The following is an 18,252-nucleotide window of genomic DNA, read 5'->3' as shown; positions in this document are numbered from 1 at the left end:
GCGCGGCTGGCGCGGGGCCGGAGCCGGACGAGCGGCCTCCGACGACGCGGCGGCCGGCACCGGCGCGGCGGGCTTGGCCGCCTGCGCGGGGGCCTCGGCCGGGGACGCATCGGGCGTAGCCGCCTGCACCACCGTGGTCGGGGCGAAGCTCTGGTTGGACTTCGCGCCCGCTGGATCGAGCAGGAACGTGTAGGCGCGCGTCACCTTGCCGCTCGACCAGCTCATGTCGACGAGGATGTCGACGAACGGTTCGCTGATCGGCTGGTTGGAACGGACGGTTGCCACATAGGTGCCGTTGGGGCGCTGCTCCACCTGGAGTCGCACGCCGGACACGGCCGGCAGGTACGTCAGCCCTGCCCTGGCATAGGCGGCCGGCGAGGCAAGCTTGACGTTGAGACTGTCCGCTTCCTCGGCCGAAACGCCGCTGATATCGATTTCAGCCTGGAGCGGTTGCCCCAGATTGGACTGTACCCGTAATTGTCCGAACCCCGCGGCGTACGCGGCGGGCTGCATCAGCAGCAAACCGAGAGCCGTGACGGCCAGCGTTGACCAGCGCTGACGGACAGTAGGCGCATCTTTCCGGCGATGTAGGCTCACACTCACCTCGTGCTCCATTTATGTTTCTAGTAGCGAAAAATAAACCCGACCCAAATGCCTGGCAGGCGGGCGGACGGCCGGTGCGGACGAAAAAAACGTCGTGCCCGATTGTCTCACCCCTTCGCCGCAATGACGCGACGGTGACCCCTTGGCCAGGCGAATGCCGGCTGTATTGTGACGCAAGCCTGGGAAAAATAGGGGTCCGAACGTAACAACGCCGCGCTGGGGCGCGGCGTTGGCAGGAAAGCGGCGGATTCTGTTGCCTCCCCGCAACGAATGCCGGGGAGACTCAGTACCTGCTTACTTCTCGATCAGAATGCGCAGCATACGACGCAGCGGCTCGGCGGCGCCCCACAGCAGTTGGTCGCCCACCGTGAAGGCCGAGAGGTACTCGCCGCCCATCTGCATCTTGCGCAGGCGACCCACCGGAATGCTCAGCGTGCCGGTCACGGCAGCCGGGGTCAGGTCGGTCATGCTCGCTTCGCGCGTGTTCGGCACCACCTTGGCCCACGGGTTGTGGGAGGCCAGCATGCCTTCGATCTCGTCCAGCGGCACATCCTTGCGCAGCTTGATGGTCAGCGCCTGCGAGTGGCAGCGCATGGCGCCAATCCGCACGCACAGGCCGTCCACGGCGATCGGGGTGGCCCCGGTCGCGCCCAGGAAGCCATCGCCGCGACCCAGGATCTTGTTGGTCTCGGCGCCGCCCTTCCATTCTTCGCGCGACACGCCGTTGCCCAGATCCTTGTCGATCCAGGGAATCAGGTTGCCGGCCAGCGGCACGCCGAATTGCTTGGTTTCGTCCGCCGACAGGCCGTGCTGCGTGGCCAGGATGGTGCGGTCGATCTCGAGGATGGCCGAGGCGGGGTTGTCCAGCAGCGGCTTGACCGAGGCGTTCAAGGTGCCGAACTGCGTCAGCAGCTCGCGCATATGCTGCGCGCCGCCGCCCGAGGCCGCCTGGTAGGTCATGGAGGTCATCCACTCGATCAGGTCGTTCTCGAACAGGCCGCCGAGGCCCATCAGCATGCAGCTGACCGTGCAGTTGCCGCCGATGAAGTTCTTGACGCCCTTCGAAAGTGCATCCTTGATCACGTCATTGTTGACGGGGTCGAGCACGATGATCGCGTCGTCCTTCATGCGCAGCGAAGACGCCGCATCAATCCAGTAGCCGTTCCAGCCGGCCGCGCGCAGGCGCGGGAAGACATCGCTGGTGTAGTCGCCGCCCTGGGCGGTGAGCACCACGTCGCACTGCTTCAGTGCGTCGATGTCGTTGGCATCTTTCAGCGTGGTTTCGTTCTTCGCCATGGCCGGGGCCTTGCCGCCGGCGTTGGACGTGCTGAAGAAAACGGGCTCGATATGGTCGAAATCGCGCTCTTCCTGCATGCGTTGCATCAGGACGCTGCCGACCATTCCTCGCCAACCGACGAGACCTACAATCATGACTTACCTCGGATGTGATGAGTACTTCCCCGCCATTTTCCTCGCCCGGCGTACGCTGCGCGGGGAAGACGGGCAGGCACGACGAACGATCTTAGGGGATCGTTTTGGTAGTAATGGTTTTAATCGTCGCGGTATGGTCGCGCGAACCCACGCCGGCCGTGATGACGGCAGCGATGGCAGTAGCGAGGAACTGGGGAATTCGGACCATTCGCGGAGTCTACACGATTTTCTTGCGCCAACGGGGCCCGAAGGCCCCGTTTTTGGCACGAACTGGCAAAAAACGGCCGATTACAGCGCAGCCAGCACGGCTTCGCCCATCTCCCGCGTGCCGACTTGCTTGCAGCCCGGCGTGAGGATGTCGCCGGTGCGGTAGCCCTGGGCCAGCACCTTCTTGACGGCGTTCTCGATGCGGTCGGCCTGGTCGGCCTTGTTCAGCGAGTAGCGCAGCATCATCGCGGCGGAGAGGATGGTGGCCAGCGGATTGGCCACGCCCTTGCCGGCGATGTCCGGCGCCGAGCCGTGCGACGGCTCGTACAGACCCTTGTTGTTGGCATCGAGCGACGCCGACGGCAGCATGCCGATGGAACCGGTCAGCATCGCGGCCTCGTCGGACAGGATGTCGCCGAACATATTGCCGGTAACGATCACATCGAAGCTCTTCGGCGCCTTGACCAGCTGCATGGCCGCGTTGTCGACGTACATGTGCGACAGCTCGACGTCCGGATATTCCTTGCTGACATCGATCACGATGTCCTTCCAGAACTGGAACGTCTCCAGCACGTTGGCCTTGTCCACGCTGCACAGCTTCTTGCCACGCTTGGCTGCGGCCTGGAACGCCACGTGGGCGATGCGGCGGATCTCGGGCTCGCTGTAGCGCATCGTGTCGAAGGCTTCGCGGGCGCCCTTGAACAGGCCGTCCGGGGCCTCGCGCATGCCGCGCGGCTGACCGAAGTAGATGTCGCCGTTCAGCTCACGCACGATCAGGATGTCCAGGCCGGCCACCAGTTCGGGCTTCAGGCTCGAGGCGCCGGTCAGCTCCGGGTAGCAGATCGCCGGGCGGAAGTTCGCGAACAGCTGCAGGTGCTTGCGCAGGCCCAGGATGGCCTGCTCCGGGCGCAGCGGGCGCTCCAGGCTGTCGTACTTCCAGTCGCCCACGGCGCCGAACAGGATGGCATCGGCCTCCTTGGCCAGCTTCAGCGTGTTCTCGGGCAGCGGATGGCCTTCGGCCTCGTAGCCGGCGCCGCCGACCGGCGCCGTTTCCAGTTCGAATTTCTCGTCGAGGGCGTTGAGCACCTTGACAGCTTCGGCAACGATCTCGGGACCAATGCCGTCACCCGGCAGGACTGCAATCTTCATCTGTCTTCCTGTATTGGAGTGTGTCTTGCGCGGTCAGCCGACCAGGCGATTGCCCAGCCAGGGCATCTTCGTCAGGCGCTCGGCTTCGTACGCCTTGATCTTGTCCTTGTGGCGCAGCGTCAGCGCCACGTCGTCAAAGCCGTTCAGCATGCAGTACTTGCGGAACGGGGCGATGTCGAACGGGTAGCTGTTGCCGCCCGGCGTGAGCACCACCTGCTTGTCCAGGTCGATGGTCAGCTGGTAGCCCGGGAACGCGTTGGTCTCGTTGAACAGGTGGTCGACCTGGAGGTCGGTCAGCGCCACCGGCAGCAGGCCGTTCTTGTAGCAGTTATTGAAGAAGATATCGGCGAAGCTCGGCGCGATGACGGCGCGGAAGCCGTATTGCGTGAGCGCCCACGGCGCGTGCTCGCGCGAGCTGCCGCAGCCGAAGTTGTTGCGTGCCAGCAGGATGCTCGCGCCCTGGTAGCGCTGCTGGTTCAGCACGAAGTCCGGGTTCAGCGGGCGCTTGCTGTTGTCCTGGCCGGGCTGGCCGACGTCCTTGTAGCGCCATTCGTCGAACAGGTTCGGGCCGAAGCCCGTGCGCTTGATCGACTTCAGGAACTGCTTCGGGATGATCGCGTCGGTGTCGACGTTTTCGCGGTCCAGCGGCGCCACGAGGCCGCTGTGTACGGTGAACTTGTCCATGAGTATGTCCTTACTTGCGCGCCGCGTTCTCGAGGGAACGCCCGGCGGCCTGCGTGTCCTTGCCGATGCCAGCCATCGTGTTGCAGCCAGCCAGTTGCAGCATGCCCAGGCATGCCAGGAACGTGATCACGATCTTTTTCATGTTCTGCTTATTCGATTAGCCGTGTACGGATGCCGTTGCGTAACGCCTCAGCCCAGCTTTCGGATGTCGACGAAATGACCCTCGATGGCAGCGGCGGCGGCCATCGCCGGGCTGACCAGGTGGGTCCGGCCGCCGGCGCCCTGGCGGCCTTCGAAGTTGCGGTTCGAGGTGGAAGCGCAGCGCTCGCCCGGCTCCAGCCGGTCGGCGTTCATCGCCAGGCACATCGAGCAGCCCGGCTCGCGCCATTCGAAGCCGGCGGCCTTGAAGACCTTGTCCAGCCCTTCGCGCTCGGCTTGCGCCTTCACCAGGCCCGAGCCCGGCACCACCATCGCCAGCTTCACGTTGCCGGCTACCTTGCGGCCCAGCTTCTGCACCACCCAGGCGGCGGCGCGCATGTCCTCGATGCGGCTGTTGGTGCAGGAGCCGATGAACACCTTGTCGATCTGGATCGACTCCATCGGCACGTTCGGCTGCAGGTTCATGTACTCGAGCGCGCGCTCCATGGCGTTGCGGCGGTTCGGGTCTTTTTCCTTCTCGGGATCGGGTACGCGGTCCTCGATGCTGACCACCATCTCGGGCGACGTGCCCCAGGTGACCTGCGGACGGATGTCCTCGCCGCGCAGTTCAACCACCTTGTCGAAGTGGGCGCCTGCGTCCGAATGCAGCGTGCGCCAATAGGCCACGGCCTGGTCCCATTCCACGCCCTGCGGCGCGTACGGACGACCCTTCACGTATTCCAGCGTCACGTCATCCACGGCCACCATGCCGGCGCGCGCGCCAGCTTCGATCGCCATGTTGCAGACGGTCATGCGGCCTTCCATCGTCAGGTCGCGGATGGCGGACCCGGCGAATTCCATGGTGTAGCCCGTACCGCCAGCCGTGCCGATCTTGCCGATGATGGCCAGCACGATGTCCTTGGCGGTGCAGCCGCGCGGCAGCTTGCCTTCCACGCGGATCAGCATGTTCTTGGCCTTCTTGCCCAGCAGCGTCTGCGTGGCCAGCACGTGCTCCACCTCGGACGTGCCGATGCCGTGCGCCAGCGCGCCGAACGCGCCGTGCGTGCTGGTGTGCGAATCGCCGCAGACCACCGTCATGCCCGGCAGCGTGGCGCCCTGCTCCGGCCCGATCACGTGGACGATGCCCTGGCGGTGATCGTTCATCTTGAACTGGGTGATGCCGAAGGCGTCGCAGTTGGCGTCGAGCGTATCGACCTGGAGCTTCGAGACGGGGTCGGTGATGCCTTCCGTACGGTCCGTGGTCGGGACGTTGTGGTCGGACACGGCCAGGTTCGCGCTGATGCGCCACACCGGACGCTCCGCCAGCTTCAGCCCCTCGAACGCCTGCGGGCTGGTCACTTCGTGCAGCAGGTGGCGATCGATGTAGAGCAGCGTCGTGCCGTCTTCCTCGACGTGGACGGTGTGGTCATCCCAGAGTTTGTCGTAGAGCGTCTTGGCCATGATGCAGGGGGGGCGAACCGTCCGTCCGGGCAGGAACGGCGCAGGTCCGCGCAGTGGTTTGCAGGGGATTGTTATTTACCGGATGCCTTCGCGGGTCGGCGCCGCTATTGTGCCGCGCCTCCGGCGTGGCCGGTGATTGCTTGACATCGCAATCGATTATGCCACGCGGGGGCCCGCCCAAGCGGTCAGACGCTGCCAACCGCCCGGTAGTCATTGGCGAAAGGGGGATTTCGCGGTTGGCGAAAAGGGGTGGGTGGCGGCAAGTCCGGGGCGGCGGCGCCTTTCGAACTAGTTCTATAGATCACTTCTTTGCCGATCGATAGGCTCCCTGAGTTGTTTCTCAACCAACGACGGGAGCATCTGATGGCGCAGGACATTTTCTTGAAGCTGACAGGAATCGAGGGCGAAGCGACGGACGCCAGCCATTCGAAGGAGATTGAGGTTCTGACGTGGGAATGGTCGGTGAAGCAGCCATCGAACATGCACGCAGGAAGGGGCGGCGGCGCAGGCAAGGCGACCGTTGAGGACCTGACGTTCGAACACTATGTCGACCGCGCCACGCCCAATCTGATTCAGTACTGCCTGACCGGGAAACATATCGGCAGCGCAGTGCTGACGATGCGCAAGGCGGGTGGCAAGCCGCTTGAGTTTCTTAGGATCACGATGGAGGACGTCCTGATCACGCAGGTGAAACCGGCTCACAACATCAATATGCGCGCGCCCCGGGAAGAAGTCAGCCTTTCATTCTCGCGAGTGAAGCAGGAATACGTCGTGCAGAACGCGTCGGGCGGTAGCGCCGGGACGGTCAGCATGGGTTATGACGTGAAGGTAAACAAATCAATCTGACTGGGAAACACATATGTTCTTTATCGACAAGAATGGTCGAGTCGACGCTGAACGCGTCAAGGTCAAGATCTTCCCGAACATTGAACGGGGGCCGATGGACAGGGTAAATGGGATTATCGTTCACCAGACAGATGGCTCTACAACTGAAAGTACATTCAGCAGCTATCGAGCGAAAGGCGCGCTCGGCGCCCATTTCCTGATCGACAAGGACGGGACGATATATCAAACAGCTTCGCTGAAGAAAATTACCAGACACGTGGGAAAGCTACAGTCACGCTGCATTGTTACGCACAAATGCTCGCCTGCTGAATTGAAGCTGACCACTGCAATTCAACTTCAATATACAAAGCTATCGATACACGAACACAAGAAGCCTTGGCCCGAGCGCTACCCTTCCAGCGACGACTCCATCGGTATCGAAATCGTGGGGAAATCCATGCCGATCGATCCAGCCAGCGACAGCAAGACCGCAAGGGTCTACGAGAACGTCACAACCCAGCAGAATGCGTCTCTCCGCTGGCTCATCGCGGAACTGGTTGCAACGTTCAAAGTTCCGACCGGAGAGATTTATCGACATCCTCAGGTCTCATATAAGAACTTAACCGAGGCGAGCACAGCAGAATGGTAAAGCTCGGACTGATCAGTGTCTCTATGATGGCCGCACTTTACGCGTTACCTGTAACGGCCCAAGAGAGAACAGTGACAAAGGTAGTCATCAAGGAAACGGGTTTAACCTCGCACACTGACGACGCCAGCCTCACGGAAAACTGTAAGACCTTCAAGCCAACAGTCAGCCAAGTGAAACGGTATTTCTCCAAGGCCTATCCGATAGAGAGCCGCATTCTGACGCACGAGCGTTATTCCCCATGCTTTGCAGTGGGTGAAGTATCGTTCAGCGACAACACTTCAGGCAGATTCCGGCTCTACTCAGGAGGGACCGCCACATTATTCTGGTTAGGAGGCAATACGGTCGATCTGCTCTACAAACGCAACAAATGGCATGACCCGTTCGCATGTGCATATGGTTTGAGCGACGAACCCGAATGCTGATGATGGAAGGCTTAGGCACCAATCTAGTAGCGCACCATCCCGACGCTCCAGAACCGCCCTGGATCATCTTCCCTAACATCAAGCCAGATGAACTGGCGGCACACGTTCAACAAGGAATTTCCGAACCTTGGTTCGATCGGGTGTGGAGGCCATTCTGGACACCCCTGACTTCAAGACAGCAGGACCGCTACCTAGACGACTGGCAGGCCAGTCCCGAATGGCGAGAGGCGATCGTTTTCGTCTTCGATTCTTTCTCTGACCTAGATGTCGATCAGGATGCCAGGGAGTCGGAGGAGTACCTCAGGACGCTTGGAAAAACCACGCAAGAAAAGAAACGCTCGTTTCTGAGCCGACTCCTCAGGCGCCGCTAGATGGTAAGTGCTCCTACAGCAGTTATCTTGGTGACTCTCCTCCTTGCGCTACCCGCAACGAGTGACGCCAGAACCGTCAAGAAAGTCATCATCACCGAGACCGGGCAAAATGCCGAGCCGGACGACGTGGACATGACCGAGCGCTGCAAGATATTCCAACCAACGGTGGCACAGGTAAAACGATACTTCTCGAAAGCCTATCCCGTGGAAGGCTACGTTATTACCACGGAACGCTATTCGCCCTGCTACGCGACGGGCGTAGTGAAATTCAGCGATAACAGTTTTGGCGAATTCCGACTGCGCTCAAGTGGAACCGCCACCTTGTATTGGAATAGAGGCGACTCTGTATATTTACTTTACAAGCACAATAAATGGGGCGATCCGTTGGCTTGCGGCTACGGCCTTAGTTCCGAAGGAGAGTGCTAGGAACAAGACGCCACGGAATCCAAAGCGTAGTTAAGGTCCTGCGGTTAGCCATCGCAGGCGAGTGGCGGTGCTTTTTTACCCAAGGCTCCGCCACCTACCCTCCCCCTCACCCACCCAAATACGCCGCCCGTATCCGGTCATTCGCCAGCAAATTCTCCCCGGTATCTGCCAGCACCACCTTCCCGGTCTCCAGCACGTAGCCCCGGTCGGCCACCTGCAGGGCCTTGTTGGCGTTCTGCTCGACCAGGAACACTGTGACGCCTTCATCACGGATGGTGCGGATGATGTCGAAGATCTGGGCGATGATCAGCGGGGCGAGGCCCAGCGTTGGCTCGTCCAACAGCAGCAGACGGGGGCGGCTCATCAGGGCACGGCCGATCGCCAGCATTTGCTGTTCGCCGCCGGACATCGTGCCCGCACGCTGGCCCGAGCGCTGGTTCAGCCTCGGAAAAAGCTTGAAAACGTGCTCGATGCCGGCCTCGATGTCGTGCCGGCTGGCGAAGAACGCGCCCATCTTCAGGTTTTCCAGCACGGTCAGGCTCGGGAACACTCGCCGCCCCTCCGGCGAGATCGCCATGCCCATGCGCATGATCTCGTGGGTATTGCGCTGCGTGATGTCCTGCCCCTCGAACGACACGCGGCCGCTCGAGGCGCGCGGCGAGCCGCACACGGTCATCATCAGCGTGGTCTTGCCTGCGCCGTTGCTACCGATCAGCGTGACGATTTCGCCCTTGTTCACTTCGATCGATACGCCGCTCAGCGCTTCCACGGCGCCATAGTGGGTATGGACCTGTTCCAGCTTCAGCATCAGTCCTCTCCCAGGTAGGCCTTGATCACGCGCGGGTCGTTGCGCACTTCGTCCGGCTTGCCGATGACGATCGGCTTGCCGTGCTCCATCACGAGGATGCGGTCGGACACGCCCATGACGAGGCTCATGTCATGCTCGATCAGCAGCACCGAAATGTTGAATTCGTGGCGCAATTTGTCGATCAATTGTTGCAGTTCGATCTTTTCCTGCGGATTCAGGCCCGCCGCCGGTTCGTCCAACATCAGCAGGCGCGGCTTGGTGATCATGCAGCGCGCGATCTCGAGCCGGCGCTGGTGTCCATAGGACAGCGTGCCCGCCTCGCGATTGGCCACCGAGGTCAGGCCCATGCGTTCGAGCCAGACGGCGGCGCGCTCCAGCGCCTCGCGCTCGGCGCGGCGGTAGGCCGGCGTGGCGAACAGCCCGCGCAGCAGGCCGGCCTTGACCTGCAGGTGCTGCGCCACGAGCAGGTTCTCCACCACGGTCAGCGACTTGAACAGGCGAATATTCTGAAACGTGCGCACCAGCCCGCGCCGCGCCACCTGGTGGCTCGGCAGGCCGGCGATGGCCTGGCCGTCCAGCGTGACTTCGCCGCCGGTGGGCTTGTAGAAGCCGCCCACGCAGTTGAACACCGTGGTCTTGCCGGCGCCGTTCGGGCCGATGATGGCGAAGACCTCGTCGCGACGCACATCGAAATCGATGCCGTCCACGGCCAGCAGCCCGCCAAAGCGCATCTGCAGGCCGGATACTTTCAGCATTTCCGCGCTCATTGCGGCAACTCCACGTGGGGACGGCTCGCGGGCAGCAAGCCCTGCGGACGCCACATCATCATCAGCACCATCACCAGGCCGAAAATCAGCATGCGGTATTCGGCAAAATCGCGCGCCACCTCGGGCAGCACGGTCAGCAGGATGGCTGCCAGGATCACGCCCAGCTGCGAGCCCATGCCGCCCAGCACCACCACGGCCAGGATCAACGCCGATTCGATAAACGTGAACGATTCCGGATTGACCAGCCCCTGGCGCGCCGCGAAGAACGCGCCGGCCAGCCCCGCGAACGAGGCGCCCAGCGTGAATGCCGACAGCTTGATGCGCGTGGGATTCAGGCCCAGCGAGCGGCAGGCGATCTCGTCGTCGCGCAGCGCCTCCCAGGCGCGGCCCATCGGCATGCGGATCAGGCGGCTCGTCACGAACAGGGTGAAACCGACCAGCAGCAGCGCCAGCAGGTACAGGAAGATCACCATGTGCTGTCCGGTGTAGTCGAGCCCGATCATTTCGTGGAACGTGCGCGTGCCTTCCACGCTCGCGCTACGCGCCATCTCGATGCCGAACACGGTCGGCTTCGGAATGCCCGAGACGCCGTCCGGGCCGCCAGTCAGGCTGGTCAGATTGTTCAAGAGCAGGCGGATGATTTCACCGAAGCCGAGCGTGACGATGGCCAGGTAGTCGCCGCGCAGCCGCAGCACGGGGAAGCCGAGCACGAAGCCGAACAGCGCCGACATGCCCGCAGCAATCGGCAGGCACTCCCAGAACGTGAACCCGAAATACTGGTTGAGCAGCGCATACGTATAGCCGCCCACCGCGTAGAAGCCCACGTAGCCCAGGTCGAGCAGGCCAGCGAAGCCCACCACGATGTTCAGGCCCAGGCCCAGGATCACGTAGATCAGGGCAAGCGTGGCCACGTCCACCGCGCCGCGCGAGCCAAAGAACGGCCAGACCAGCCCCACCGCCAGCAGCACCCAGATCACCACGCGCTGCTGCTGCGCGCCCATCGCCGGCGCGGCGGGCAGCTTCACGGCGCTACGGGCCCGCGTGAGCAGCGGCTTGAGCAGCTGAAAGACGAAAACGGCCGCCACGGCGATCCAGACCGGCCGCCAGTGTGGCTCCAGCACCACCTTGTAGCCGTCCAGCTTCAGTTGCAGGCCCAGCACGGGAATGGTGAGGATGGCCGTCATCACGGCCGCCGTCACCGCGTTTTTCATCGTCTGCGCGACGGAATGCGAGACGGATTTTTGATACATCGCTTGTGTCATGGCGCCCTCCTCAGACCTTTTCCACATCCGGCTTGCCAAGCAGGCCGGTCGGACGGAACAGCAGCACGAGGACCAGCAGGCCGAAGGCCACCACATCCTTGTACTCGGCCGGCATGTAGCCGGAGGCGAAGGTTTCGGCCAGACCCAGCAGCACGCCGCCGAGCATCGCGCCCGGAATGCTGCCGATGCCGCCCAGCACGGCGGCCGTAAAGGCCTTGATGCCGGCAATGAAACCGATGAAGGGATTGAGCTTGCCGATGGTCAGCCCGATCAGCACGCCGCCCACGGCGGCCAGCATCGCGCCGAGCACGAAGGTGAACGAGATCACGCGGTTCGTGTCGATGCCGAGCAGGTTGGCCATGCGCATGTCCTCCGCACAGGCGCGGCAGGCGCGGCCCATGCGCGAGTGGCCGATGAACAGCGTCAGCGCCACCATCAGCACCAGCGTCACGCCCACGATCAGCAGGCGCGAATACGGCACGGTCACGACGAAGTCACTGCCCATCTGGAATTCGATGGCACCCGAGATCAGCACCGGCACGGACACGTCGCGTGCACCTTGCCCGATCTGGACGTAGTTCTGAAGAAAAATCGACATGCCGATGGCCGAGATCAACGGCACAAGGCGCGGCCCGCCGCGCAAGGGGCGATACGCCACGCGCTCCACGGCAAAGCCATAACAGCCGGTGACGGCCACGGACACGATCAGCGCAGCACCCAGCACCAGCGGCAGCGGGTAGCCGGCCTGCGCGCCGATGGCGGTCAGGGTCACGAGGCCCACGTAGGCGCCGATCATGTAGATCTCGCCGTGGGCAAAGTTGATCATGCCGATGATGCCGTAGACCATGGTGTAGCCAATGGCGATCAGCGCATAGATCGCACCCAGTGTCAGGCCGTTGACCAGCTGCTGGGTGAACTGTGGAAGGAATTCGTTCATGCGGGGGACCTTGTGGATCGGGGAGCCCGATGCGGCGCGCGGGCCATCATGATGTGACGACTATCCGACATCGAACCGATACCAAAACGCCCCGCTCCCTATGCGGGAGCGAGGCGTTTCGCCAGACTGGCGCCGGACTTAGTTGGCGGCGGTCTTCGTGGCGTCCTTGTGCCACGTGTAGACGACGAACTTGAACGACTTCAGATCGCCCTTCTCGTCGTACTCGACCTTGCCGATCGGCGTGGTGAACGCGTTCTTGTGCATGTACGCGGCCACCTTGGCCGGGTCCGTGATCTTGGCGCCGGCGATGGCGTCGCCGATGATCTTCACGGCGGCGTAGGCGGGCATCTGGAACGGGCCGTTGGCGTCGCGCTTCTTGTCGGCGAAGGCCTTCACCAGCGCGGCGTTGGCCGGGTCGGCCGAGAAGTCGGCCGGCAGCGTGACCAGCATGCCTTCCGACGACGGGCCGGCGATGGCCGTCACGTCCTTGTTGCCCACGCCTTCGGGGCCCATGAACGTGGCCTTCACGCCCTGCTCGCGCGCCTGGCGCAGCAGCAGGCCCATTTCCGGGTGATAGCCGCCGAAGTAGACGAAGTCCACGCCCTGCGACTTCAGCTTCGTGATGACAGCGGAGTAGTCCGAATCGCCGGCGTTGATGCCTTCGAACACGGCCACGGGAATCTTGGCCGCTTCCAGGTCCTTCTTCACCGACGAGGCGATGCCCTGGCCGTACGACTGCTTGTCGTGCAGCACAGCCACCTTCTTCGGCTTGACCTTGCCGATGATGTACTGGGCAGCGGCAGGACCCTGCTGGTCGTCACGGCCGATGGTGCGGAAGATGAACTTGCGCTTCTTGTTCTCGGTCAGCTGCGGCGCGGTGGCCGACGGCGTGACCATCACGATGCCTTCGTTCTCGTAAATATCCGATGCCGGGATCGTCGAGCCGGAGCACACGTGGCCAATCACGAAGCGGATGTTCTGGCTCACGACCTTGTTGGCAACCGCCACGGCCTGCTTCGGCTCGCAGGCGTCGTCCATCAGCACCACTTCGAGCTTGTTGCCACCGGCACCGCCCGCGGCATTGATCTGTTCGATGGCGGTCAGGGCACCGGCCTTGACCATGTCGCCGTACTGGGCGACCGAGCCGCTCATGGGGCCGGCGATGGCGATCTTGACGGTTTCGGCGTGGGCCAGGCTGGCGGCAGTGAGGCCGGCGGTGGCAATCACGGCGGCCATGGCAGTGGACGTGAGACGGGACAACGTCATCAGGAGCTCCTCGATTATGTTTAGGTCATTCCGGGCAGAGGCGGCATGACCAGCGCAATCGAACAACACCCGCGGGGAGAGCCGCCAGAGGTGGCGGAGGGACGACCCGAAGCGGAAGACGGGCCTGCGATGAAGACGTGAAGCGATGCGGGGCCCGGCATGTGTCAGCGCCCGGAAGCCCGTGGCGCCAAAAGTTCGGAAAGACAACGTTGATGCGTTCTCTATTGCGCAAGCGCTTCGCCTGCCCCGCCTTGCCTCGCGACGTGCCGGAAGGGTGGCCCGGCTGCCGGTGGCAAAAGCAGCCCGCATTATAGAGGGAAGTTGCAACCCGTTGGGGCGATAGTTCCCGACTTTGCCGAAAATCAGACAACAAATGTAGACAGTTGCAACCTTCGCATGGCAGGAATCGTCGCAAAAATGGCCTTTCACAACTGTTGTGCATAGCTGCGCAGATGACCCTGGCGCGGCGCCGCACAACGCCACGCCGCCGGAAAAACAAACGCCCCGGCAAGCCGGGGCGTTTGTGTTTGCTGCAGTGCAAGGCGACTAGGCCACCCTGCGCTCGCGCGGCGGGATCAGCGCTTGGCCATGTCCGGCACTTCGCGGGCGGCGTTGCCGTTGAAGAGCTGGCGCGGACGGCCGATCTTGTACTCGGGGTCCGTGATCATCTCTTCCCACTGCGAGATCCAGCCCGGCGTACGTGCCAGGGCGAAGATGCAGGTGAACAGCGAGGTCGGGATGCCCAGCGCGCGCTGCACGATACCCGAGTAGAAGTCCACGTTCGGGTACAGCTTGCGGCTCACGAAGTACTCGTCTTCCAGCGCGATCTTTTCCAGTTCCATGGCGAGCTTGAACAGCGGGTCGTTGTGCAGGCCCAGTTCGTTCAGCACTTCATGGCAGGTTTCGCGCATCAGCTTGGCGCGCGGATCGTAGTTCTTGTACACGCGGTGGCCAAAGCCCATCAGGCGCACGCCCGAGTTCTTGTCCTTGACCTGCTTGATGAACTCGTTGATGTTGTCCACGCTGCCAATCTCTTCCAGCATCTTCAGCGCAGCTTCGTTGGCGCCGCCGTGGGCCGGACCCCACAGGCAGGCCACGCCAGCGGCGATGGCGGCGAACGGGTTCGTGCCCGACGAGCCAGCCAGGCGCACCGTCGAGGTCGAGGCGTTCTGCTCGTGGTCTGCGTGCAGGATGAAGATGCGGTCCAGCGCGCGCTCGAGCACCGGGTTCACGGTGTACGGGGCGCACGGCGTGCCAAACATCATGCGCAGGAAGTTGCCCGAGTAGGACAGGTCGTTCTGCGGGTAGATGTACGGCTGGCCGATGTTGTACTTGTATGCCATGGCCACGAGGGTCGGCATCTTGGCGATCAGGCGGATGGCCGAGATCTCGCGCTGGTGCGGATCATCGATGTCCATCGCGTCGTGGTAGAACGCGCTCATCGCGCCCACGAGACCCGTCAGCACGGCCATCGGGTGGGCATCGCGGCGGAAGCCGCGCAGGAAGAATTGCAGCTGCTCGTGAACCATCGTGTGGTTCATCACGCTGTTGACGAACTCTTCCTTCTGCTTGGCGTTGGGCAGTTCGCCCTTCAGCAGCAGGTAGCAGGTTTCCAGGTGATCGCACTTGCCTGCCAGCTGCTCGATCGGATAGCCGCGGTACAGCAGTTCGCCCTTGTCACCGTCGATGTAGGTGATTTTGGAGTTGCACGACGCAGTCGACATGAACCCCGGGTCATAGGTGAACTTGCCGGTCTGTCCGTACAGCTTGCGAATGTCGATCACGTCGGGGCCAACGGTACCCTTGTAGATCGGCAGCTCAACGCTGGGGGAACCATCGGAAAACGATAGCGTGGCTTTCACATCGGACGGCGTCATGTCGGTTCCTTCAAATGCTGTGAATAATAGTGTTGACCAAACTCAGACCGAACGCAGCAGGTCCAGGACCCGGTGCATCGGGGGCGTGTCGAGCTCACCGTCCAGCTCCTTGCGGACAAGCAGCAGGTCCATCAACTCGTTGTCGCTGAGCTCGAACAGCTCGCCCAGCGATGCCACGTCCTCATCGGACAGGCTCTCCTCGTAACGGTTGAAGAAACGTTCGACGATGATGTCGTTCTCCAGGAGGCCGCGGCGGGCACGCCAGCGCAACCGGGCGCGCTTATGCGGATCGGCCTGATGGGAGAAAGTGGTGGAAAGACTCATGGTCAGCCTTCTTGCGATCGGCGCGTCACCTGATATACCTCAACAGGCTGACGCGCCGCTTACTTCAACTGCAGACTGCGATACTGCAGCCTCCCGCGTGGTGGCAGGAGGCAGTTTATACCGCTGGTTTATACCGCGCGGCGAACCATCAGTTCCTTGATCTTGCCGATGGCCTTCGTCGGGTTGAGACCCTTCGGGCACACGTCGACGCAGTTCATGATGCTGTGGCAGCGGAACAGGCGGTACGGGTCGTTCAGGTTGTCCAGACGCTCGCCGGTGGCCTGATCGCGGCTATCCGCGATGAAGCGGTAGGCTTGCAGCAGGCCGGCCGGGCCGACGAACTTGTCCGGGTTCCACCAGAACGACGGGCAGGACGTGGAGCAGCTCGCGCACAAGATGCACTCGTACAGGCCGTCCAGCTCGTCACGTTCCTGCGGCGACTGCAGACGCTCCTTCTCGGGCGGCGGCTCGTCGTTGATCAGGAACGGCTTGATCGAGTTGTACTGCTTGAAGAAGTTCGTCATGTCGACGATCAGGTCGCGCACCACCGGCAGGCCGGGCAGCGGACGCAGCACGATGCGGTCCGGCAGCTCGCGCATGTTCGTCAGGCAGGCCAGGCCGTTCTTGCCGTTGATGTTCATCGCGTCCGAACCGCACACGCCTTCACGGCACGAACGGCGGAACGAGATGGTCTCGTCGAGCTTCTTCAGCTTGACCAGCGCATCGAGCAGCATGCGCTCGTGACCGTCGAGTTCTACCTCGTAGGTCTGCATGCGGGGCGCGTCGTCCTTGTCCGGATCGTAGCGGTAGACTTCGAAAATACGCTTCATTTCTGTGGGTCCTGTTGTCTCTACGATGCGGGGCTCAGAAGGTACGGGCCTTCGGCGGAACCGATTCCACTGTCAGCGGCTCCATCTTCACCGGCTTGTAGTCGAGGCGGTTGCCTTCGCTGTAGAACAGCGTGTGCTTGAGCCAGTTGTTGTCGTCGCGGTTCGGGAAGTCGCTGTGGGCGTGGGCGCCACGCGATTCCTTGCGGGCCGCGGCCGAGATCATCGTCGCCTTGGCCACTTCCACCAGGTTCGACACTTCCAGGGCTTCCACCAGCGCGGTGTTGAAGACCCTGGACTTGTCCTTCAGGTGGATGTTGTTGGCACGCTCCGCCACTTCCAGGATGCGCTCGACGCCTTCGTCCATCAGCTTCTGCGTACGGAACACGCCGGCATGCGACTGCATGTTGCGGCGGATGTCGTTGGCCACGTCCTGGGTGTATTCGCCCGAGGTCGTGCCCTGCAGCTTGGCCAGGCGCGACATGGCGCGGTCCGCGGCGTCAGCCGGCAGCGGCTTGTGTTCCTTCTGCTTGTTCGCGTTGGCGATGATGTGGTTGCCGGCCGCACGGCCGAACACCACCAGATCCAGCAGCGAGTTCGTGCCCAGGCGGTTGGCGCCGTGCACCGACACGCAGGAGCATTCGCCGATCGCGTAGAAGCCGTTCACGATCTCGTTCGGGTTGCCGTTCTTCGGCACCACGACCTGACCGTGGAAGTTCGTCGGGATACCGCCCATCTGGTAGTGGATGGTCGGCACGACGGGGATCGGTTCCTTGATCGCGTCGACGTTGGCGAACTTCATGCCGATTTCTCGGATCGACGGCAGGCGCTTCATGATGGTCTCGGCACCGACGTGGGTCAGGTCGAGCAGCACGTAGTCGCCGTTCGGGCCGCAGCCACGGCCTTCCTTGATTTCCTGGTCCATCGAGCGCGACACGAAGTCACGCGGCGCCAGATCCTTCAGCGTCGGGGCATAGCGCTCCATGAAGCGCTCGCCATCCTTGTTACGCAGGATGCCGCCCTCGCCACGCACGCCTTCCGTGATCAGCACGCCCGCGCCGGCCACGCCGGTCGGGTGGAACTGCCAGAACTCCATGTCTTCCAGGGGTACGCCGGCACGTGCCGCCATGCCCAGGCCATCGCCCGTGTTGATGAAGGCGTTGGTGGAAGCCGCGTAGATCCGGCCCGCGCCGCCGGTGGCGAACAGGGTGGTCTTGGCTTCGAGGATGTAGACCTCGCCGGTCTCCATTTCCAGCGCGGTCACGCCCAGCACATCACCGTCTTCGTCGCGGATCAGGTCCAGCGCCATCCATTCGACGAAGAAATGTGTCTTTGCGCGCACATTACGCTGGTACAGCGTGTGCAGCAGCGCGTGGCCGGTACGGTCAGCCGCGGCGCAGGCACGCTGCACGGGCTTCTCGCCGTAGTTGGCCGTGTGGCCGCCGAACGGACGCTGGTAGATCGTGCCATCGGCATTACGGTCGAACGGCATGCCGAAGTGCTCGAGCTCGTACACGACCTTCGGCGCTTCCCGGCACATGAACTCGATGGCGTCCTGGTCGCCCAGCCAGTCCGAGCCCTTGATGGTGTCGTAGAAGTGATAGTGCCAGTTGTCCTCGCTCATGTTGCCGAGCGAGGCACCGATGCCACCCTGCGCCGCCACGGTGTGCGAGCGGGTGGGGAAAACCTTCGACAGCACGGCCACGTTCAGGCCGGCTTCCGCGAGCTGGAGGGATGCGCGCATCCCGGCGCCGCCCGCCCCGACGATGACCACGTCAAACCGACGACGCGGCAATCCAGTCTTGACTGCGACCATTT

At 62.9% G+C, this 18,252-nt stretch carries 20 protein-coding genes; 5 read left to right on the top strand and 15 right to left on the bottom strand.

The features are described 5' to 3' along the window. The 6 genes from AC1EJR_RS04175 to leuC form a co-directional block, all read right to left on the bottom strand. On the bottom strand, nucleotides 1–603 hold a 603-nt coding region (locus tag AC1EJR_RS04175; RefSeq protein WP_477146876.1), incomplete at its 3' end, for a type IV pilus assembly protein FimV. A gap of 294 nt (nucleotides 604–897) precedes the next feature. After that, a complete protein-coding gene (asd, locus tag AC1EJR_RS04170) occupies nucleotides 898–2,034 on the bottom strand; it encodes an aspartate-semialdehyde dehydrogenase (protein WP_092290130.1) in 1,137 nt (378 codons plus the stop codon). Between the two features lie 288 nt (nucleotides 2,035–2,322). Further along, nucleotides 2,323–3,390: a 3-isopropylmalate dehydrogenase gene (gene leuB, locus AC1EJR_RS04165; RefSeq protein ID WP_092290132.1), complete on the bottom strand. Its 1,068-nt coding sequence runs from the start codon at nucleotides 3,388–3,390 to the stop codon at nucleotides 2,323–2,325. A gap of 33 nt (nucleotides 3,391–3,423) precedes the next feature. Beyond that, nucleotides 3,424–4,074: a 3-isopropylmalate dehydratase small subunit gene (leuD, locus tag AC1EJR_RS04160; RefSeq protein ID WP_441590542.1), complete on the bottom strand. Its 651-nt coding sequence runs from the start codon at nucleotides 4,072–4,074 to the stop codon at nucleotides 3,424–3,426. Nucleotides 4,075–4,084: 10 nt separating this feature from the next. After that, entirely contained in the window at nucleotides 4,085–4,216 is a 132-nt protein-coding gene (locus AC1EJR_RS04155; RefSeq protein ID WP_092290135.1) for an entericidin A/B family lipoprotein, read from the bottom strand. A gap of 47 nt (nucleotides 4,217–4,263) precedes the next feature. After that, nucleotides 4,264–5,673: a 3-isopropylmalate dehydratase large subunit gene (gene leuC / locus AC1EJR_RS04150; RefSeq protein WP_092290149.1), complete on the bottom strand. Its 1,410-nt coding sequence runs from the start codon at nucleotides 5,671–5,673 to the stop codon at nucleotides 4,264–4,266. Nucleotides 5,674–6,036: 363 nt separating this feature from the next. Here leuC and AC1EJR_RS04145 point away from each other — a divergent pair, with 363 nt between their 5' ends. From AC1EJR_RS04145 to AC1EJR_RS04125, 5 genes are read left to right on the top strand one after another with little or no spacing between them, the layout of a single operon-like run. Continuing rightward, complete coding sequence (locus AC1EJR_RS04145; RefSeq protein ID WP_454757198.1) at nucleotides 6,037–6,519, top strand: Hcp family type VI secretion system effector; 483 nt, start codon at nucleotides 6,037–6,039, stop codon at nucleotides 6,517–6,519. A 13-nt stretch (nucleotides 6,520–6,532) separates the two neighbouring features. Beyond that, on the top strand, nucleotides 6,533–7,147 hold the full coding sequence (locus AC1EJR_RS04140; protein WP_092290153.1) for a peptidoglycan recognition protein family protein: 615 nt from the start codon (nucleotides 6,533–6,535) through the stop codon (nucleotides 7,145–7,147). Beyond that, entirely contained in the window at nucleotides 7,141–7,569 is a 429-nt protein-coding gene (locus AC1EJR_RS04135; RefSeq protein ID WP_143093840.1) for a hypothetical protein, read from the top strand. Before AC1EJR_RS04140 ends, AC1EJR_RS04135 begins: the two co-directional genes overlap by 7 nt. Continuing rightward, nucleotides 7,563–7,940, top strand: a complete 378-nt coding sequence (locus AC1EJR_RS04130) for a hypothetical protein (protein ID WP_255370662.1) — start codon at nucleotides 7,563–7,565, stop codon at nucleotides 7,938–7,940. The genes AC1EJR_RS04135 and AC1EJR_RS04130 overlap by 7 nt, the downstream gene beginning before the upstream one ends. Before the next feature lie 27 nt (nucleotides 7,941–7,967). Beyond that, nucleotides 7,968–8,366 carry a hypothetical protein gene (locus AC1EJR_RS04125; protein ID WP_143093841.1) on the top strand — a complete coding sequence of 133 codons (399 nt, stop codon included), beginning with the start codon at nucleotides 7,968–7,970 and terminating at the stop codon, nucleotides 8,364–8,366. A gap of 106 nt (nucleotides 8,367–8,472) precedes the next feature. Here AC1EJR_RS04125 and AC1EJR_RS04120 read toward each other — a convergent pair whose 3' ends face one another. The 9 genes from AC1EJR_RS04120 to sdhA form a co-directional block, all read right to left on the bottom strand. Continuing rightward, on the bottom strand, nucleotides 8,473–9,174 hold the full coding sequence (locus tag AC1EJR_RS04120; RefSeq protein ID WP_092290155.1) for an ABC transporter ATP-binding protein: 702 nt from the start codon (nucleotides 9,172–9,174) through the stop codon (nucleotides 8,473–8,475). Next, nucleotides 9,174–9,941, bottom strand: coding sequence for a high-affinity branched-chain amino acid ABC transporter ATP-binding protein LivG (gene livG / locus AC1EJR_RS04115; RefSeq protein WP_092290156.1), 768 nt, complete (start codon nucleotides 9,939–9,941; stop codon nucleotides 9,174–9,176). Before livG ends, AC1EJR_RS04120 begins: the two co-directional genes overlap by 1 nt. After that, nucleotides 9,938–11,203 carry a high-affinity branched-chain amino acid ABC transporter permease LivM gene (locus tag AC1EJR_RS04110; protein ID WP_441590545.1) on the bottom strand — a complete coding sequence of 422 codons (1,266 nt, stop codon included), beginning with the start codon at nucleotides 11,201–11,203 and terminating at the stop codon, nucleotides 9,938–9,940. The genes livG and AC1EJR_RS04110 overlap by 4 nt, the downstream gene beginning before the upstream one ends. A gap of 10 nt (nucleotides 11,204–11,213) precedes the next feature. After that, a complete protein-coding gene (livH, locus tag AC1EJR_RS04105) occupies nucleotides 11,214–12,140 on the bottom strand; it encodes a high-affinity branched-chain amino acid ABC transporter permease LivH (protein WP_092290158.1) in 927 nt (308 codons plus the stop codon). 138 nt (nucleotides 12,141–12,278) lie between these two features. Further along, nucleotides 12,279–13,406, bottom strand: coding sequence for a branched-chain amino acid ABC transporter substrate-binding protein (locus AC1EJR_RS04100; protein WP_477112916.1), 1,128 nt, complete (start codon nucleotides 13,404–13,406; stop codon nucleotides 12,279–12,281). A 575-nt stretch (nucleotides 13,407–13,981) separates the two neighbouring features. After that, complete coding sequence (gene gltA, locus AC1EJR_RS04095; protein ID WP_092290160.1) at nucleotides 13,982–15,283, bottom strand: citrate synthase; 1,302 nt, start codon at nucleotides 15,281–15,283, stop codon at nucleotides 13,982–13,984. A gap of 42 nt (nucleotides 15,284–15,325) precedes the next feature. Beyond that, nucleotides 15,326–15,607: an FAD assembly factor SdhE gene (locus tag AC1EJR_RS04090; protein ID WP_092290162.1), complete on the bottom strand. Its 282-nt coding sequence runs from the start codon at nucleotides 15,605–15,607 to the stop codon at nucleotides 15,326–15,328. 128 nt (nucleotides 15,608–15,735) lie between these two features. Continuing rightward, complete coding sequence (locus AC1EJR_RS04085; RefSeq protein WP_092290164.1) at nucleotides 15,736–16,437, bottom strand: succinate dehydrogenase iron-sulfur subunit; 702 nt, start codon at nucleotides 16,435–16,437, stop codon at nucleotides 15,736–15,738. Between the two features lie 34 nt (nucleotides 16,438–16,471). Further along, nucleotides 16,472–18,250 (bottom strand): succinate dehydrogenase flavoprotein subunit, encoded by a 1,779-nt coding sequence (gene sdhA / locus AC1EJR_RS04080; protein WP_092290166.1) that lies wholly within the window; start codon nucleotides 18,248–18,250, stop codon nucleotides 16,472–16,474. Nucleotides 18,251–18,252: the final 2 nt, after the last annotated feature.

Source organism: Cupriavidus sp. 05T42, assembly GCF_056396345.1.
Note: the sequence above shows the minus strand (reverse complement) of the source record. Positions and strands in the feature narration are given on the sequence as shown.